Below are 18,126 nucleotides of genomic sequence, written 5' to 3' on the forward strand. Positions count from 1 at the left end.
GAGCACCATGGCCGTCTCGACGGGCAGTCGGCGGGCCACCGGGCGAGCCGACCGGTCGGAACGGCCCTGGCTCGGTCAGTGGAACTCGACGGTGACGAGCTACTACCTGCTCGTGGGTGCCACCGGCCTGCTGCTGGTCATCGGGCTCGTCATGGTGCTCTCGAGCAGCACCGTGACGTCCATCGCCGCCGGCGAGTCGCCGTACGCCGAGGGCGTCACGCAGGCGCGGTTCGCCCTGATCGGGCTGCCGGTGATGCTGCTCGCCGCCCGCACCCCGGTGCACTGGTACAAGCGGATGGCCTGGCCCGTGCTGCTGCTCGCGGTCGGCCTGCTCGTCGCGGTGCTCCTGGTCGGCGAGGCGACCAACGGCAACCAGAACTGGCTCCCGCTGGGGCCGGTGCGGTTCCAGCCGTCGGAGCTCGCCAAGCTGGCGCTGGCCGTCTGGCTCGGCGCGGTGCTGGGCCGCAAGCAGCACCTGCTCGGGTCCGTCCCGCACGCGCTGGTGCCTGCCGTCCCCGGTGCGCTGGTGGTGCTGGGGCTGGTGATGGCCGGCAACGACCTCGGGACGGCGCTGATCATCGCCGCCCTCGTCGCGGGCGCCCTCTGGATCGCGGGCGCCCCGACGCGCCTGCTGCTGCCGATGGGGGTGCTCGGCGCCGTGCTCGTGGTCGTCTACGCCGTCCTCGGCAACTCCGACCGGATGGGCCGCATCCTGGCCACCTACGGCGGCTGCGCCGACCAGGCCAGCGAGTGCTACCAGTCGCTGCACGGGCTGTACGGGCTCGGCACGGGCGGGCTGTTCGGCGTCGGGCTCGGGGCGAGCCGCGAGAAGTGGCGCTACCTGCCCGAGGCGCACAACGACTTCATCTTCGCGATCATCGGCGAGGAGCTCGGCCTGCTCGGCACCCTGTGCGTGCTCGCCCTGTTCGCCGTGCTCGGGGTCGCGATGGCGCGGGTCGTGCGGCGGCACCCGGACCCGTTCGTCAAGATCGCCACCGCCGCCGTGGCGTGCTGGATCGTCGGCCAGGCCTTCGTCAACATCGGGGTCGTCGTCGGCCTGCTGCCCGTGATCGGCGTGCCGCTGCCGCTCGTGTCCGCCGGTGGGTCGGCGCTCGTGGCCACGATGGCGGCCCTGGGCATGGTGATCAGCTTCGCGCGGTCCGAACCGGGCGCGAGCGAGGCCCTCGCCACCCGGGGCGGGGTCGTGCGGCGGTCCCTGACCGTCCTCGGCCGGGGGCGTCGCGCGGCCCGGTAGGGTCCGGCGTGTGAACACCACCCCTGTGCACTCCGTCGTGCTCGCCGGCGGCGGGACCGCCGGCCACGTCAACCCCCTGCTGGCCGTCGCCGACGAGCTCCGGTCCCGGGAGCCCGAGGCGTCCTTCCTGGTCCTCGGCACCGCGTCCGGCCTGGAGGCGGACCTCGTGCCCGCACGCGGTTACCGGCTGCGCGAGATCCCTCGCGTCCCGCTGCCGCGTCGGCCCAGCACCGACCTGCTGCGGCTGCCGGGGCGGCTGACCGCCGCCGTGCGCGCCGCGGAGGCCGCGATCGACGAGATCGACGCCCGCGCGGTGGTCGGGTTCGGCGGCTACGTCTCCACACCGGCCTACCTCGCCGCCCGACGCCGGGGCGTGCCCGTGGTCATCCACGAGCAGAACGCCCGGCCCGGCCTGGCCAACCGCCTCGGGTCGCGCTGGGCGGCCGCGGTGGGCACCACCTTCCCCGGGACGTCGCTGCCGGACGCCGTCTGCGTGGGTCTCCCGCTGCGCAGCGAGATCGCCGACCTCGTGGCCGCACGCGCGGCGGACCCCGCGGGCGTGCGCGAGCGTGCGGCCGCGGCCCTCGGTCTGGACCCGCACCTGCCGACGGTGCTTGTCACCGGGGGCTCCTCGGGTGCGCTCAACGTCAACCGCGCCGTGGCCGGTGCCGCCGTCGAGCTGCTGGACGCCGGGCTGCAGGTCCTGCACCTGACCGGGCGTGGCAAGGCCGACGAGGTGCGCGGCGTCGTGGCCGGGCTGGCCGGCACCCACGACGTCGGCCGGTACCAGGTGCTGGAGTACCTGGCCGAGATGCACCAGGCGCTGGCCGCCTGCGACCTCGTGGTGGCCCGGTCGGGCGCCGGGACGGTCTGCGAGCTGGCCGCCCTCGGGCTGCCCGCGGTCTACGTGCCGCTGCCGATCGGCAACGGGGAGCAGCGGCTCAACGCGAGCGGCGTCGTCGAGGCCGGCGGGGGTCTGCTGGTCGACGACGCCGACCTCACCGCGGGCTGGGTGGCCCGCCAGGTGCCCGCCCTCGTCGCCGACGGTCCCCGGCTGGCGCAGATGGGTGCCGCGGCGGCGAGCGTCGGGGTGCGGGACGCGGCGGCCCGGGTCGCCGACCTCGTCGCGGACGCCGTGGGTGCGGCGGGAGCGCCCTCGTGACCGCCCTGGCGCCGGCCGACCTGGGCCGGGTGCACCTCGTCGGCGTCGGCGGTGCCGGGGTCTCCGTGGTCGCGCGGCTGCTCGCCGCCCGGGGCGTCGAGGTGCAGGGTTCGGACGCCGTGGCCTCCGCGGCGCTGCGGGCGTTGCAGGACGACGGCGTGCGGGTCTGGGTGGGCCACGACGCCGCGCACGTCGTGGCCGACGACGGCACCCCGGTCGTCGACACCGTGGTGGTCTCCTCGGCCGTGCGGGAGTCCAACCCGGAGCTGGCCGCCGCCCGGGCTGCGGGGGTGCGCGTGCTGCACCGGTCCGAGGCGCTGGCCGCCCTCATGCTCGGCCGCCGCGCCGTCGCCGTGGCGGGGGCCCACGGCAAGACGACGACGTCCGCGATGGTCGCCTGCGTGCTCGGCGCGGCGGGGACCGACCCGTCCTACGCGATCGGCGGCACGGTCCGGGTGCGCGACGGCGCCGGGGAGCGCAGCCTGCCCGGCGGGCACGCCGGGACCTCCGACGTGCTGGTCGCCGAGGCCGACGAGTCCGACGGGTCGTTCCTCAACTACGCCCCCACGGTGGCCGTCGTGACGAACGTCGAGGCGGACCACCTCGACCACTACGGCTCCCAGGAGGCGTTCGAGCAGGCGTTCGTCGACTTCGCCGGGCAGATCCGACCCGGGGGGTGGCTCGTGGCGTGCGCCGACGACCCCGGCTCGGCCCGGCTGGCCGCGCGGCACCGGGCCGCCGGGGGGCAGGCGGTCACCTACGGCGTCGCCGCGGGGGCGGACGTCGTGGTGAGCGGCGTCGAGGTCGGGGCCGGCACCGTCCGGGGCGTCGTCGCGGGCGCTCCGCTCGGCGCCGGTGAGCACGCGCTGCGGCTGGACGTCCCCGGTGCCCACAACCTGCTCAACGCGACCGCCGCCGTCGTCACCGCGGTGCTGCTCGGCGTCCCGGCCGACGTCGCCGTCGCCGGGGCCGGGACCTTCGTCGGCACCGGACGCCGGTTCGAGCCCCGGGGGGAGGCGGCCGGGGTGCGGGTCTTCGACAGCTACGACCACCACCCGACGGAGGTGGAGGCCCTGCTCCACGCCGCCCGTCCGGTCGCCGGTCCGGGGCGCGTCCTGGTCCTGTTCCAGCCGCACCTGTACTCCCGCACGCGGGCGTTCGCCGACCGGTTCGCGGCCGCGCTGGCGCTCGCGGACGAGGCGGTCGTCACCGGGGTCTACCGTGCCCGTGAGGACCCGGACCCGACGGTGACGGCCGCCACCATCACCGACCTCGCCGGACCGACCGTCTCCGGCGGTGCGGTGCGTGCGGTGGAGGACCGGCTCGAGGCGGCGCACGCGGTGGCGGCGGCCGCCCGGCCCGGGGACGTGGTCATCACCGTCGGCGCGGGCGACGTCACGGAGCTGGCACCCGTCGTCCTGGCCGACCTCACCCGACGGGCCGGCGGTACCGGCGTGGCGAGCGCCGACGAGGGTCGCGGGGACGCGACGATGGGGTGATGCGCCCACCACCTCGTCCCCGTGCCCCGTCCCGGCCGTCCTCGGCGTCGGACGGCGGACGGTCGGCCCGCGGTGGTCGGTCCGCCGGGTCGAGCGCGACGTCGGCCCGGAGCGCGGCCTCGGCCCGCAGTGCGGGGTCGGCGCGTAGTGCGGGGTCGGCGCGTAGTGCGGGGTCCGCCCGGAGTGCCGGGTCGGCCCGCAGTGCGGCGTCGGCGCGCAGCGCCGCCTCACCGGGCGGTGCGGGCCGGGGGGGCGCCGCGACCGCCCGCAACCCGCAGGTCTCGACGGCGATGGCCGACCGGCTGGCCGAACGGTCCGCGATGCGTCGGCACCGGACCTGGCGCACGGCCCTGGTGGTCGTGCTGGTCCTCGCCCTGGCCGGTGGCGCCGGCTGGGTCGTGGGCTGGTCCGACCTGCTGGCGCTGGACGCCGCCGAGGTGTCGGTCTCGGGGGAGGGGACCACCGTGGACGCCGATGAGGTGCGCGAGGTGGTCGTCGCCGGTGCCGGGACACCGCTGGCCCGTGTGGACACCGGGGCGATGGCGGCCCGGATCGGTGCGCTGAACGGCGTCAAGGACGTCCGGGTGGTGCGGTCCTGGCCCCACGGGATCGACGTCGTGCTCACCGCCCGGGTGCCGGTCGCCGCGGTGCCCGACGGGGACGCCTACGTCGTGGTCGACGACGAGGGCGTCGTGGTCGGCTCACGGACGTCGCCGCCGCGCAAGCTGCCCGTGGTCTCCGTCCCGCTGGAGGACTCCTCCGCCGGTCCTCTCCGCGCGGCGCTCGCGGTCGTCGGGGTGCTCCCGCCCGGGCTCTCCCGGCAGGTCGAGACGGTGACGGCCCGGACGCAGGACGACGTCGAGACGGTGCTGCGCGACGGCGTGACCGTCCGGTGGGGCGGCGAGGAACGCCTGGACCTCAAGGTGGATGTCGTCCGGACCCTGCGTTCCGTGGCGGACGGGGCGACGGTGATCGACGTCTCCTCGCCCGAGCTGCCGGTGACCCGGTGACCCGGCGGCAGGGGTGGAGTCGGCCCGATCGCTCGCGACACGCCGGGCCACGTCCGGGCGGCGTCCCCGTGGGCGACCTACCGTCGGTCACAGCAGCAACCTGACATAACGCTAACCCTCAACTATAACCTGAGAGTCTCGGCTCGAAGGTTCGAGGCGTCAGGACCGGATCGACCCGAGAGGCAACGACGTGGCAACTCCGCAGAACTACCTGGCAGTGATCAAGGTGGTCGGCATCGGCGGTGGCGGCGTGAACGCCGTGAACCGCATGATCGAGGTCGGCCTCAAGGGCGTCGAGTTCATCGCCATCAACACCGACGCGCAGGCGCTGCTGATGTCGGACGCCGACGTCAAGCTCGACGTCGGCCGCGAGCTCACCCGCGGCCTGGGCGCCGGCGCCGACCCCGAGGTGGGCCGCAAGGCCGCCGAGGACCACGCCGAGGAGATCGAGGACGTCCTGCGGGGCGCCGACATGGTCTTCGTCACGGCGGGCGAGGGCGGTGGTACCGGGACCGGCGGTGCGCCCGTCGTGGCACGCATGGCCCGGGCGCTCGGTGCGCTGACCGTGGGCGTGGTCACGCGGCCGTTCACCTTCGAGGGGCGGCGCCGCTCGGTGCAGGCCGAGCAGGGGATCGAGGCGCTCCGCGAGGAGGTCGACACCCTCATCGTCATCCCCAACGACCGGCTGCTGTCGATGTCGGACCGCAACGTCTCGGCGATCGCCGCGTTCCACTCGGCGGACCAGGTGCTCCACTCCGGTGTGCAGGGCATCACCGACCTCATCACCACCCCCGGCCTGATCAACCTCGACTTCGCCGACGTCAAGTCCGTCATGCAGGGTGCGGGATCGGCGCTCATGGGGATCGGATCGGCCCGCGGCGAGGACAGGGCGGTGCAGGCGGCCGAGCTGGCGATCTCGTCGCCCCTGCTCGAGGCGTCCATCGACGGGGCGCACGGCGTGCTGCTGTCCATCCAGGGCGGCAGCGACCTCGGCCTGTTCGAGGTCCACGAGGCCGCGCGGCTCGTGCAGGAGGCGGCGCACCCGGAGGCGAACATCATCTTCGGCACGGTCATCGACGACGCGCTCGGCGACGAGGTGCGGGTGACCGTCATCGCGGCCGGGTTCGACGGCGGGCTGCCCAAGCAGCGTGAGGACTCCCGAGCGCTGGGGCAGGTCTCGGGCAAGTCCGTCACGCAGGGCGACGCCGCCCGGTCGTCCGGCGACGGCACCGTCCCGCGGCCGCCGTCGCCGCCGAGCACGGGTGCGCCGGGCGGCTCGCCCGCCACGGCTCCGGTGCCGGCCGCGGAGCCCGCCCACGCCCGCCCGCGGCCCATCCCGGCGGACCCCGACGACGTCCCGGCCAGCCTCGAACCGGTCGGCGCGCGCCAGTCGCGGCCGGCGTTCACGGTCGTGGAGGACGGCGCCGGAGAAGGCGTGACGGTCGAACGGCCCGTGGAGGTGCCGCGCGTGGTGAACCAGGCCCAGCCGCCGGAGGACCTCGACGTCCCCGACTTCCTCAAGTGACGTCGTCGACCCCCTGGGCGCAGGAGGCACTGTTGCCGGACGACCTCGGTGCCGGGCTGCTGCGCGTCGACCTCGGTGCCGGCGTCGTGGCGGGGTTCACCACGCGTCGGGGCGGCGTCTCGCCCGCGCCCTGGTCGTCCCTCGACCTGGCCACGTCGACGGGCGACGACCCGGCGCGCGTGCGGCGCAACCGTGACGTGCTGGCCGGGTGGGTCGGTGCCCCGGTCGCCTTCGCGACCCAGGTGCACGGTGCGACGGTCCTCGAGCTCGGCCCGCCCGAGCTGCAGGAGTGGGCCGGTGACCCGCCGGCCAGCGCGGGCGAGGCCGACGGGCTGGTCAGCACCGTGGACGGGCTCGGGCTCGGCGTGCTGGTGGCCGACTGCGTCCCGGTGCTCCTGGCCGACCCGGTCGCCCGCGTCGTCGGCGTGGCGCACGCCGGTCGCCGGGGCCTGGTCGCCGGGGTCGTCGACCGCGTCGTCGACACGATGCTCGCCCGCGGGGCGCGGGTCGGCGACCTGCGGGCCGCCGTCGGGCCCGCCGTCTGCGGGGCGTGCTACGAGGTCCCCGAGCAGATGCGGGACGAGGTCACCGCCGTCGTGCCGCAGACCTGGGCCACCACCGGTGCGGGCACGCCCGGTCTCGACCTGCCCGCCGGCGTCGTGGCGCGGCTCGCCGCCCGCGACGTGCCGGCCCAGCGGGTCGATCGCTGCACCGTGACCGACCCGGACCTGTACTCCCACCGGGAGGCGACGGCGGCGGGGGACGTGACCGGACGTCAGGCCGGCGTGGTCGTGCTCGCCTGAACGACACCTGCGGAGTGCGGACGACGTCGGCGTGTCGCGTCTCGCCTAGCGTGCGCGGGTCGCTACCGTCAAGTCACTGACGTACCGACGAACGGAGCAGGGCGATGGGCGGAGCGCTTCGCAAGACGATGCTGTACCTGGGACTGGCCGACGACCAGCGCCCGGACGGGGAGTACCTCGACGAGTACGACGAGGAGCTGGAGCCGGTGCGCGACGACGACTACCAGGCCGAGGTCACGCCGCTGCACCGTGACGGTGTGCCGGCCGGCGCGTTCGCCGCGGGCGACCTGCGGCGGATCACCACGATCCACCCGCGGTCCTACAACGACGCCCGCCTCATCGGCGAGGCGTTCCGCGGGGGCACCCCCGTGATCATGAACCTGTCCGACATGGACGACGCCGACGCCAAGCGGCTCGTCGACTTCTCCGCCGGCCTGATCTTCGGGCTGCACGGATCCATCGAGCGCGTCACCAACAAGGTGTTCCTGCTCTCGCCCGAGCACGTCGAGATCACGGGCGAGGAGCAGGTCGAGAAGCGGCCCGACCCGCGTACCGGGGCGTTCTACAACCAGAGCTGAGTCACACCCGACGCCCGGCCCCGGCCTCGCCCCCGGGGCCGGGCGTCGTGCGTCCGGTAAGTTGCAGGCGTGAGTGTGATCTTCAGCCTCGTCGGCTTCCTCCTGCTGCTGTTCCTGATCTGCCTGATCGTGCGTCTCGTCTTCGACTGGGTGCAGTTCTTCGCCCGGGACTGGCGGCCGAGCGGTGTGCTCCTGGTGGTCGCCGAGGCCGTCTACACCGTCACGGACCCCCCGCTACGTGCGCTGCGCCGCATCATCCCGCCGCTGACCCTGGGCAGCGTGCGCCTCGACCTCGCCTTCCTCGTGCTCTTCCTGGGCACCTCGATCCTCATGCAGGTGGTCAACGGCCTCGCGCTGCGGTTCTGACCTCGGCGTCGACCCCGGCGCGTCGTCGTGCGCCTGCGACCGGCCTGTGAAGACGTGGTGTGCGCGCCCGGCCCGGAGGGCTCGTCCGGCACGCGTCCGCTACCGTGGGCATCCACGGACGCTCCGGGTCCGTGCCCAGACCCGCGCTACGGCAACGAGGTGACACGATGGCACTGCTGACGGCAGAGGACATCCTCAGCAAGAAGTTCTCGGCGACGAAGTTCCGCGAGGGCTACGACGTCGAAGAGGTCGACGACTTCCTCGACGAGGTCGTCCGGACGCTGACGTCCGTCCAGGAGGAGAACGAGGATCTGCGGTCCAAGCTCGCCGCCGCCGAGCAGCGGGTGAGCGAGCTCAGCCGCAACGAGGCCGCGCAGCAGTCCGCCCCGGAGCCCGACGTCGCGGCCCAGGTGCAGGCGGCCGTCGCCGCCGCTCCGGCCCCCGCGGCCGGCGAGAAGCCCGCCGAGCCCGAGTCGGCCACCGGCATGCTGCAGCTCGCCCAGAAGCTCCACGACGACTACGTGCGCTCCGGCCAGGAGGAGGGCGACCGCCTGGTCTCCGAGGCGAAGGCGGAGGGCACCCGGATCGTGCGCGAGGCCGAGGAGACCAGCCACCGCACGCTCTCGCAGCTGGAGCAGGAGCGGTCGCTGCTGGAGCGCAAGATCGACGAGCTCCGGCTCTTCGAGCGCGACTACCGCACCCGGCTCAAGAGCTTCCTGCAGAACCTGCTCGGGGACCTGGACGCCCGGGGGTCGGCCCTGCCGCCCCAGCGCCAGAACGCCGGCGCGGGGCGCTCGCAGGACAACGTCTGAGCCGAACCCGGAGCGCCACCGACGCGGACCGGCCCCACCCAGCACGCCCCGTGCGGCGCGTGCTGTTGTGCGGGCCGGTCCGCGCACTTACGCTTCGGTGACTTCGACGAACGGAAGGTCACGATGGCCAAGCTCTCCACCCCTCAGCGCACGACGATCCGCGAGGCGTTCCCGAACCTCGCGCGGGACGTCAAGCAGTTCCCGGTGCGCGACGGCGAGGACCCCTGGACGCTCCAGGAGGTCTCCGAGCTCGCGCTGCTGCTCCTCGAGGACAAGGAGCGGTACTCCAGCGAGCTGGCCGCGGCGGACGCCGAGCTCAGCGACCTGCTGCGGAACTCGGGGGACGGGGCCGGGGACGACCAGGCGGACTACGGGTCGAGCGCGCTGGAGCGCGAGCAGGAGCTCACGCTCGTCAACAACCTGCGCGACCTCCTGGCGCAGACGACGCACGCCCTGGGTCGCATCGCCAAGGGCACCTACGCGACGTGCGAGGTGACGGGCGCGCCCATCGGCAAGGCCCGGCTGCAGGCCTTCCCCCGTGCCACCCTGTCCGTCGAGGCGAAGGCACGCGAGGAGCGCCGGTAGCCCCGTAGAATCGGGCGCGATGTCCACCACGCCCGCCGGGGCCGACCCGGTTCCCGAGACCCCCGACGAGCCCGAGGCCACGACCTCGACGCGCCGCACCGAGACCACCGGCACGCGACCCGCCGGCGGCCCGCCCGCCGACCCGACGTCCTCCGACCCGACGTCCACCGGCGGGGCGACCGCGGCCGCCGGCGAGACGTCCCCGGCCGTGACGGAGCGGCGCGGCCGGCTGGGACCGTGGGCCCTCGTCCTCGCCGCGCTCGTCCTCGCCGTGGACCAGCTGACCAAGTGGTGGGCGCTGTCCGCTCTCACCGAGGGTGAACGGGTCCCGCTGCTCGGCGACCTGCTGGGGCTGAGCCTCGTCTTCAACCCGGGGGCCGCCCTGTCGTTCATGGCCGACGGCTACACCTGGATCCTGACGATCGTCGTCGTGGCGGTGATCGTGGTGATCCTGCGGGCCGTGCGCCGGCTGGGATCGGTCGGCTGGGCCGTCGCGCTGGGCCTCCTGCTCGGCGGTGCGCTGGGCAACCTGGTCGACCGGCTGCTGCGGGAGCCGGGGTTCGCCCGCGGTGAGGTGGTCGACATGATCGCCTATGCCGACTTCTTCGTCGGCAACGTGGCCGACATCGCGATCGTCGTGGCGGCGGGCCTCATCGTCGTGCTCTCCTTCCGGGGCATCCGCATCGACGGCACCCGCGAGTCCGCCGAGGCCGCCTGATGGCCCTGCGTTCGCTGCCCGTCCCGGACGGGCTCGCCGGGGAGCGGGTCGACGTCGCCCTGGCGCGCATGCTCGGGTTCTCCCGGACGCAGGCCGCCGACCTCGCCGCCTCCGGCGCGGTCCGGGTCGACGGCGCACCGGTCGGCAAGTCGGACCGCCTCCTGCCCGAGGCCTGGCTGGAGGTCGAGGTCCCCGACGCGCCGAGCGCCGACGTCGAGGTCGTGGCGGAGCCGGTCGAGGGCATGACCATCGCCTACGAGGACGACGACGTCGTGGTGGTCGACAAGCCGGTCGGCGTCGCCGCCCACCCCTCGCCCGGCTGGACGGGGCCGACGGTCGTCGGCGCGCTGGCGGCGGCGGGCTACCGGATCTCCACGTCCGGGGCCGCCGAGCGGCAGGGGATCGTGCACCGGCTCGACGTCGGCACCTCGGGGCTGATGGCGGTGGCCAAGAGCGAGGCGGCCTACACGGGGCTGAAGCGGGCGTTCAAGGAACGCACGGTCGACAAGGTCTACCACGCGCTCGCGCAGGGCCATCCGGAGCCCACGACGGGCACCATCGACGCCCCCATCGGGCGCCACCCCCGGCACGACCACCGGTTCGCGGTCACGGCCGAGGGCAAGCCGTCGGTCACCCACTACGAGGTCCTCGAGATGCTCCCGGCGGCGTCGTTGCTCGAGGTGCACCTCGAGACCGGACGGACCCACCAGATCCGGGTCCACCTCTCGGCCCTGCGGCACCCGCTGGTCGGGGACCTGACGTACGGGGCCGACCCGGTCCTCGCGTCACGGACCGGGCTGGGGCGGCAGTGGCTGCACGCGATGCGGCTGGGCTTCACGCATCCCGTCACGGGCCGCGAGGTCGTCGTCTCCTCCGAGTACCCGCAGGACCTCTCGGCGGCGCTGGAGATCCTGCGCGACGCCTACTGATCGGGCGGTGAGACTCCCCACGGCGGGGGACGCCGGGAGGGTCGGTGGGTCGGCCTAGACTCGCTGCCATGCCGGACGCCGCTGCCCCCTCCACGAAGGATTCCACCACGAAGGACGACGACTTCGTCCACCTGCACGTCCACACCGAGTACTCGATGCTCGACGGCGCGGCGCGGATGGGGGACCTGTTCGCCGAGGTGCAGCGGCAGGGCCAGAAGGCCATCGCGATCACGGACCACGGCTACCTGTTCGGCGCCTTCGACTTCTGGAGCACGGCGCGCAAGTTCGACATCAAGCCGATCATCGGCGTCGAGGCGTACGTCACGCCGGGCACCAGCCGCCACGACCGCACCAAGGTCCGCTGGGGCGAGGAGCACCAGCGGCGCGACGACGTCTCCGCCGGCGGTGCCTACACCCACATGACCCTGTGGTCCCGGGACAACCGCGGCATGCACAACCTGTTCCGCGCGGCGTCCCTGGCCTCGCTCGACGGGCAGATGGGCAAGTGGCCGCGGATGGACCGTGAGCTCCTCGAGACCTACTCCGACGGGCTCATGGGCACCACGGGGTGCCCGTCCGGGGAGATCCAGACGCGCCTGCGCCTGGGGCAGTGGGACGAGGCCGTGCGCGCGGCGGGCGAGCTGCAGGACATCTTCGGCAAGGAGAACTACTTCGTCGAGCTGATGGACCACGGGATCGAGATCGAGTCCCGCACGTCCAAGGACCTGCTGCGGCTCGCCCAGGCGATCGACGCGCCGCTGGTCGCGACGAACGACCTGCACTACACCCGGCAGGCCGACTCCCACGCTCACGAGGTCCTGCTCGCGGTCAACTCGGGCTCCACGCTGGACGAGCCCACCTACGACCAGGGCGGCAGCCGTTTCGCCTTCTCGAGCGACACGTTCTACGTGCGCTCCGGGGCCGAGATGCGGCGGCTCTTCGCCGAGATGCCCGAGGCGTGCGACAACACGCTGCTCATCGCCGAGCGGTGCGACGTCTCGTTCGACACCGGCGCCAACTACATGCCCAACTTCCCGGTCCCGGCCGGCGAGGACGAGGTCTCCTGGTTCGTCAAAGAGGTCGAGACGGGGCTGCGCCGCCGCTACCCGTCCGGGATCCCCGACGCCGTGCGCAAGCAGGCCGAGCACGAGGTCGAGACCATCATCCAGATGGGCTTCCCCGGGTACTTCCTGGTGGTCGCCGACTTCATCAACTGGGCCAAGGAGCAGGGGATCCGGGTGGGCCCCGGCCGGGGCTCCGCGGCGGGCTCGATGGTCTCCTACGTCATGGGGATCACCGAGCTCGACCCGATCGAGCACGGCCTGATCTTCGAACGCTTCCTCAACCCCGAGCGCGTCACCATGCCGGACGTCGACGTCGACTTCGACGAGCGCCGCCGCTCCGAGGTCATCCGCTACGTCACGGAGAAGTACGGCGACGACCGGGTGGCGATGATCGTCACCTACGGCTCGATCAAGGCCAAGCAGGCGCTCAAGGACGCCTCACGGGTGCTCGGCTTCCCCTTCGCGATGGGCGAGAAGCTCAGCAAGGCCATGCCGCCGCCCGTCATGGGCAAGGACATCCCGCTGTCCGGGATCTTCGACCCGGAGCACGAGCGCTACTCCGAGGCCGCGGAGTTCCGCAGCGTGCACGACACCGACCCGGAGGCCCAGCGCGTCGTCGAGACGGCCCGCGGCATCGAGGGGCTCAAACGGCAGTGGGGCGTGCACGCCGCGGGCGTCATCATGTCGAGCGACCCGATCATCGACGTCATCCCGATCATGCGCCGTCCCCAGGACGGGGCCGTGATCACGCAGTTCGACTACCCGACGGCCGAGGGCCTCGGCCTGATCAAGATGGACTTCCTCGGGCTGCGCAACCTGACCATCCTGGACGACGCGCTCGAGAACATCACGATGAACGGCAAGGACGCTGTCGAGATCGAGCACGTCCCGCTCGACGACGACGCCACGTACGCGCTGCTGGCCCGCGGCGAGACGTTGGGCGTCTTCCAGCTCGACGGCGGCCCCATGCGTTCGCTGCTGCGGCAGATGCGTCCCGACAAGTTCGACGACCTGTCGGCCGTCATCGCGCTGTACCGGCCGGGCCCGATGGGCATGAACTCGCACGTGAACTACGCGCTGCGCAAGAACGGCATGCAGAAGATCGAGCCGATCCATCCCGAGCTCGCCGAGCCCCTCGCGGAGGTCCTCGACGAGACCTACGGACTGATCGTCTACCAGGAGCAGGTGCAGCGCGCCGCGCAGGTGCTCGCCGGCTACTCGTTGGGCCAGGCCGACCTCCTGCGCCGCGCCATGGGCAAGAAGAAGCCCGAGGTGCTGGCCAAGGAGTTCGTGAGCTTCGAGGCCGGGTGCCAGGAGCGGGGCTACTCGGCGGGCGCGATCAAGGCGGTGTGGGACACCCTGGTGCCGTTCGCCGGGTACGCGTTCAACAAGGCGCACTCGGCCGGGTACGGCCTGGTCGCCTACTGGACCGCGTACCTCAAGGCGAAGTACCCCACCGAGTACATGGCGGGCCTGCTGCAGTCGGTGCGGGACGACAAGGACAAGATGGCGCTCTACCTCGGTGAGTGCCGCCGGATGCGCATCACGGTGCTCCCGCCGGACGTCAACGAGTCCGCCGCGAAGTTCACGGCCGTGGGAGACGACATCCGCTTCGGCCTGACGGCGATCCGCAACGTCGGGGCGAACGTCGTCACGGCGATCATCGCGGCGCGCGAGGAGCACGGCGACTTCACCTCGTTCACGGACTTCCTCGACAAGGTCCCGGCGGTGGTGTGCAACAAGCGCACGATCGAGTCGCTGATCAAGGCCGGCGCCTTCGACTCCCTCGGGCACCCGCGCCGCGCGCTCCTGGTCGTGCACGAGCAGGCGGTGGACTCGGTCATCTCGGTCAAGCGCAAGGAGGCCGAGGGTCAGTTCGACCTGTTCGCCGACCTCGGTGGCGGGGACGACGACGTCGTCACCTTCGCCGTCGACGTCCCGGACCTGCCGGACTGGGACAAGAAGCAGCTGCTGGCCTTCGAGCGCGAGATGCTCGGCCTGTACGTCTCGGACCACCCGCTGTCCGGGATGGAGCACGTCCTCGCCCGGGCGGCCGACACCTCGATCGCCACGCTGGTGGCCGACGAGCACCGCGCCGACGGTTCCTCGGTGACGGTGGCCGGCCTGCTGACCTCCGTCCAGCGCAAGATGAGCAAGAACGGCAACCCGTGGGCCGCGGTCACGATCGAGGACCTGGAGGGCTCGGTCGAGGTGATGTTCTTCGGCGAGACCTACCTGGCCTACTCCACGGTGCTCGCCGAGGACCAGGTGGTGACGCTCAAGGGGCGGGTGCGCCGTCGCGACGAGCAGATGCAGCTCCAGGCGCAGGAGGTCTCCCTGCCGGACACCTCCGCCGTCGCCGACTCGCCGGTGCACGTCACCGTGCCGCACACGCGGTGCGTCGAGCCCGTCATGATGCGGCTGCGCGAGGTGCTGACCTCCCATCCCGGACCGGCCGAGGTGCACGTCCACGTCGCCGAGCCGGGGAAGACGACGGTGGTCCGGGCCGCCGACAGGCTGCGGGTGGAGAAGTCACCCGCGCTGTTCGGCGACCTCAAGGCGCTGCTCGGCCCGAGCTGTCTGTCATGAGCGTCCCTGGCCCCGGGCCGGCCGACGGCGGGGGCGGCGTCGAGAGCGGTCCGTCGTCGACCTGGGACGACGGTTCCGCCGACCACCGGTTCCGGGTGGTGCCGGCCGCGTACGTGTTCCTGCGCCGCGAGGGGCAGGTGCTGCTCGGGCTGCGCCGGGGGACCGGGTACCGCGACGGGTACTGGGCCGCGGGCGCCGCCGGCCACGTGGAGCCGGGCGAGTCGGTGCTCGACGCCGCGGTGCGCGAGGCGCGCGAGGAGCTCGGCATCACGATCGACAGGTCGGACCTGGAGCCGCTGACGACGATGCACCGCGGTGAGCCCGGGGGACCGGCCCTGGAGCAGCGGATCGACGTCTTCTTCACGGCGTCACGGTGGTCCGGCACGCCGACGGTCCGGGAGCCGGACAAGTCGGCCGACCTGCGGTGGTTCCCGCTGGTGGCGCTGCCCGACCCGGTGGTGCCGCACGAGCTCCTCGTCCTGCGCGCGCTGCACGACGCCGGCCGGCACGGGGCCGAGGTGCCGACGGTCATGACGGTCGGGTTCTGAGCGCCCGTAGGCTGGCGCCGTGATGCGACTCAACCCCGAGCAGCTCGTGTTCGTCACCGAGCGCCACCTGGCCACTCTGACGACCCTGCGCGCGGACGGGACCCCGCACGTGGTGCCGGTCGCGTTCACCTGGGACGCCGACCGGGGGATCGCCCGGATCACCGCGAGGCGCACGTCGACGAAGGTCCGCAACGCGCGCCGTCGGGGCCCCGACGGCGAACCGTCACGCGCCGCGCTGTGCCAGGTCGACGGCGGTCGGTGGCTGACGCTGGAGGGTGCGATCGAGGTGTCCGAGGACGCCGAGGACGTCGCCGAGGCCGTCCGGCGCTACGCGCGCCGCTACCGGCAGGTCGAGCACGACCCGAACCGCCTGGTGCTGCACCTGCACGTCGACCGCACGATGGCCTCGGCCTACATGTCGTCCTGAGCTATCCGGCGTCGTGGACCACGACGGCGGTCTCGTCGCCCTCGGGCCCGGCGACGGTCACGCGGGCACCGGCGCGCAGCTGGCGTCCCCGCCGGGTCTCGACCTCGCCGTCGACGCGCACGTCGCCGTCGGCCACCAGGTCACGGGCGTGGTTGCCGGACTCGGCGAGGCCGGCCAGCTTGAGGAACTGTCCGAGCCGGATGACGTCGTCGCGGATGGGGACCTCGATCGGGGTGTCCATCGGCCCATTGTCCCCGCGACCAGGGTCCGGGACGAACTGCCGGGCCTCCGCCGTGCCGACCTAGACTGACGGGATGATCCGACGCATCGACCTGCGAGGGCAGGTCCTGTCCCGTACCGAGCTGCTGGGCGTGCTGCCGCGTCCCGAGGTGGGCGTCGAGCAGGCCGTCGACGTCGTCACCCCGGTCATCGCCGCTGTGCGGTCCCGCGGGGCCGCAGCGCTGCGGGACCTGGCCGAACGGTTCGACGGGGTGCGCCCCGAACGGCTCCGTGTCCCGGTCACCGCTCTCGACTCGGCGCTCGCGGACCTCGACCCGCAGGTGCGCGCCGGGCTGGAGGAGTCCATCAGGCGGGTGCGAGCCGTGCACGCCGACCAGGTGCCCGGCGAGCACACCACCGTGCTGGCCGACGGCGCCGAGGTGCGCCAGCGGTGGATCCCGGTGCGGAGGGTGGGCCTCTACGCCCCGGGCGGCCTGGCCGTGTACCCCTCCTCGGTGATCATGAACGTGATCGCCGCCCAGGAGGCGGGTGTGCCGGCGCTCGCCGTGGCCTCGCCGCCGCAGAAGGACGCCGGCGGTCTGCCGCACCCGACGATCCTGGCGGCGTGCGCGCTGCTCGGCGTGGACGAGGTCTACGCCGTCGGCGGCGCCCAGGCGGTGGCGATGTTCGCCTACGGCGCCGCCGGCTCCGAGCCGGTCGACGGCGAGGTCCTGTGCGAGCCGGTCGACGTCGTCACCGGGCCGGGCAACGTCTACGTGGCCGCGGCGAAGCGGCTGGTCCGCGGCGTCGTCGGGATCGACGCGGAGGCGGGCCCGACGGAGATCGCGGTGCTCGCGGACGGCACGGCCGACGCCGACCACGTGGCGCTCGACCTGATCAGCCAGGCCGAGCACGACCCGATGGCCGCGTCCGTACTGGTCACCCCCTCGGTCGAGCTGGCCGGTGCGGTCGAGGCGAAGCTCGCGGACATGGCGGGCGCGACCAAGCACTCGACGCGGGTCACGACGGCGCTCGGCGGCCCGCAGTCCGCCGTGGTCCTGGTGGACGACCTGGACCAAGGGCTGGCCGTCGTGAACGCCTACGGTGCCGAGCACCTGGAGATCCAGACCGCCGGCGCGGCGGCGCTGGCCGAGCGCGTCACCTCGGCGGGGGCGATCTTCGTCGGGGCCCACTCGCCGGTGTCCCTGGGGGACTATCTGGCGGGGTCGAACCACGTGCTGCCCACGGGTGGCACGTCGCGGTTCACCAGCGGTCTGGGTGTGCACGCGTTCCTGCGGTCGGTGCAGGTGATCGAGTACTCGCGCGAGGCGCTCGCCGAGGTCGCCGACCGGATCGTCGCCGTCGCGAACGACGAGGACCTGCCGGCCCACGGCGAGGCGGTGCGCGGTCGGTTCTGAGGTGCGGCTGCCGCTGACGACACCGCGGTGCGTGCTGCGCACGGGCCGCCCCGAGGACGGTCCGGTCCTGCGGGAGTGGTTGCGTCCGCACCACGACTGGCACCGCTGGGACGGGCCCTACTTCGCGCGACCCACCGCGCCGGAGGCGGAGTCGTTCGCGGCCCGCGTGGCGGCGCAGGGAGCCGACGACGGCGCCGGGCTCCCGCCGCACCGGGCGGTCGTCGCCGATCCGGGCACCGACCGGCTGCTCGGCACGGTGAGCTGGTACTGGGAGTCGGAGGCGACGCAGTGGGCGCGCCTCGGCATCGTGCTCTACGACCCGGCCGTCCGTGGCAGGGGAGCAGGACGTGCGGCGCTGTCCGCGTGGACCTCGCTGCTCTTCGCCCGCAGCGACTGGGTACGGCTGGACCTGGCGACTTGGTCCGGCAACGCGCCGATGGTCGCTCTGGCCCGGTCTCTGGGGTTCGTCGAGGAGGCCCGGTTCCGGCGGGCCCGGGTGGTGGACGGGGTGCGCCACGACGCGCTGGTCTACGGCGTCCTGCGCGAGGAGTGGGCGGCCGAGAAGGAATAGTGTGCCAAGCGCGACGCTGTCCGGCGGCGGACGTGTCGGAGCACCGTG

General features: G+C 73.6%; 18 protein-coding genes. 17 read left to right on the top strand and 1 reads right to left on the bottom strand.

Annotation, left to right across the window (positions count from 1 at the left end; genetic code table 11):
• The first annotated feature begins 7 nt into the window (after positions 1 to 7).
• The 15 genes from ftsW to ACIQLL_RS13530 all read left to right on the top strand — a co-directional run bounded on the left by ftsW (position 8) and on the right by ACIQLL_RS13530 (position 15,870).
• A complete protein-coding gene (ftsW, locus tag ACIQLL_RS13460) occupies positions 8 to 1,255 on the top strand; it encodes a putative lipid II flippase FtsW (RefSeq protein ID WP_402467987.1) in 1,248 nt (415 codons plus the stop codon).
• A gap of 10 nt (positions 1,256 to 1,265) precedes the next feature.
• Complete coding sequence (gene murG, locus ACIQLL_RS13465; protein WP_402467990.1) at positions 1,266 to 2,417, top strand: undecaprenyldiphospho-muramoylpentapeptide beta-N-acetylglucosaminyltransferase; 1,152 nt, start codon at positions 1,266 to 1,268, stop codon at positions 2,415 to 2,417.
• Positions 2,414 to 3,916 (top strand): UDP-N-acetylmuramate--L-alanine ligase, encoded by a 1,503-nt coding sequence (gene murC / locus ACIQLL_RS13470; protein WP_402467993.1) that lies wholly within the window; start codon positions 2,414 to 2,416, stop codon positions 3,914 to 3,916. The genes murG and murC overlap by 4 nt, the downstream gene beginning before the upstream one ends.
• A 290-nt stretch (positions 3,917 to 4,206) precedes the next feature.
• Positions 4,207 to 4,926: a cell division protein FtsQ/DivIB gene (locus ACIQLL_RS13475; protein WP_402467995.1), complete on the top strand. Its 720-nt coding sequence runs from the start codon at positions 4,207 to 4,209 to the stop codon at positions 4,924 to 4,926.
• Positions 4,927 to 5,116: 190 nt separating this feature from the next.
• The gene (ftsZ, locus tag ACIQLL_RS13480; protein WP_402467998.1) at positions 5,117 to 6,451 is read left to right on the top strand and encodes a cell division protein FtsZ; all 1,335 of its coding nucleotides are present in this window, start codon (positions 5,117 to 5,119) and stop codon (positions 6,449 to 6,451) included.
• Positions 6,448 to 7,254, top strand: coding sequence for a polyphenol oxidase family protein (locus ACIQLL_RS13485; RefSeq protein WP_402468001.1), 807 nt, complete (start codon positions 6,448 to 6,450; stop codon positions 7,252 to 7,254). The genes ftsZ and ACIQLL_RS13485 overlap by 4 nt, the downstream gene beginning before the upstream one ends.
• 104 nt (positions 7,255 to 7,358) lie before the next feature.
• Complete coding sequence (locus tag ACIQLL_RS13490) at positions 7,359 to 7,832, top strand: cell division protein SepF (RefSeq protein ID WP_402468004.1); 474 nt, start codon at positions 7,359 to 7,361, stop codon at positions 7,830 to 7,832.
• Positions 7,833 to 7,901: 69 nt separating this feature from the next.
• A complete protein-coding gene (locus ACIQLL_RS13495) occupies positions 7,902 to 8,198 on the top strand; it encodes a YggT family protein (protein ID WP_402468006.1) in 297 nt (98 codons plus the stop codon).
• A gap of 167 nt (positions 8,199 to 8,365) precedes the next feature.
• Entirely contained in the window at positions 8,366 to 9,010 is a 645-nt protein-coding gene (locus ACIQLL_RS13500; protein ID WP_402468008.1) for a DivIVA domain-containing protein, read from the top strand.
• Positions 9,011 to 9,133: 123 nt separating this feature from the next.
• Positions 9,134 to 9,595, top strand: coding sequence for a TraR/DksA family transcriptional regulator (locus tag ACIQLL_RS13505; protein ID WP_402468011.1), 462 nt, complete (start codon positions 9,134 to 9,136; stop codon positions 9,593 to 9,595).
• A gap of 19 nt (positions 9,596 to 9,614) precedes the next feature.
• Positions 9,615 to 10,313, top strand: a complete 699-nt coding sequence (gene lspA, locus ACIQLL_RS13510) for a signal peptidase II (RefSeq protein WP_402468013.1) — start codon at positions 9,615 to 9,617, stop codon at positions 10,311 to 10,313.
• Complete coding sequence (locus ACIQLL_RS13515; RefSeq protein WP_402468015.1) at positions 10,313 to 11,242, top strand: RluA family pseudouridine synthase; 930 nt, start codon at positions 10,313 to 10,315, stop codon at positions 11,240 to 11,242. The genes lspA and ACIQLL_RS13515 overlap by 1 nt, the downstream gene beginning before the upstream one ends.
• A 68-nt stretch (positions 11,243 to 11,310) precedes the next feature.
• The gene (gene dnaE, locus ACIQLL_RS13520) at positions 11,311 to 14,895 is read left to right on the top strand and encodes a DNA polymerase III subunit alpha (RefSeq protein WP_402468018.1); all 3,585 of its coding nucleotides are present in this window, start codon (positions 11,311 to 11,313) and stop codon (positions 14,893 to 14,895) included.
• Positions 14,892 to 15,443 carry an NUDIX hydrolase gene (locus ACIQLL_RS13525; RefSeq protein WP_402468021.1) on the top strand — a complete coding sequence of 184 codons (552 nt, stop codon included), beginning with the start codon at positions 14,892 to 14,894 and terminating at the stop codon, positions 15,441 to 15,443. The genes dnaE and ACIQLL_RS13525 overlap by 4 nt, the downstream gene beginning before the upstream one ends.
• 22 nt (positions 15,444 to 15,465) lie before the next feature.
• On the top strand, positions 15,466 to 15,870 hold the full coding sequence (locus tag ACIQLL_RS13530; protein WP_402468148.1) for a pyridoxamine 5'-phosphate oxidase family protein: 405 nt from the start codon (positions 15,466 to 15,468) through the stop codon (positions 15,868 to 15,870).
• A 1-nt stretch (position 15,871) separates the two neighbouring features.
• On the opposite strand, the gene ACIQLL_RS13535 is transcribed toward ACIQLL_RS13530, so the two are convergent.
• Entirely contained in the window at positions 15,872 to 16,111 is a 240-nt protein-coding gene (locus ACIQLL_RS13535) for an RNA-binding S4 domain-containing protein (protein ID WP_402468023.1), read from the bottom strand.
• Positions 16,112 to 16,184: 73 nt separating this feature from the next.
• On the opposite strand from ACIQLL_RS13535, the gene hisD reads away from it, so the two are divergent.
• On the top strand, positions 16,185 to 17,507 hold the full coding sequence (gene hisD / locus ACIQLL_RS13540; protein ID WP_402468025.1) for a histidinol dehydrogenase: 1,323 nt from the start codon (positions 16,185 to 16,187) through the stop codon (positions 17,505 to 17,507).
• 1 nt (position 17,508) lies between these two features.
• On the top strand, positions 17,509 to 18,078 hold the full coding sequence (locus tag ACIQLL_RS13545; protein WP_402468027.1) for a GNAT family N-acetyltransferase: 570 nt from the start codon (positions 17,509 to 17,511) through the stop codon (positions 18,076 to 18,078).
• The last annotated feature ends 48 nt before the right edge of the window (positions 18,079 to 18,126 follow it).

The organism is Isoptericola aurantiacus, from assembly GCF_044769875.1.
Classification (GTDB): domain Bacteria; phylum Actinomycetota; class Actinomycetes; order Actinomycetales; family Cellulomonadaceae; genus Isoptericola; species Isoptericola aurantiacus.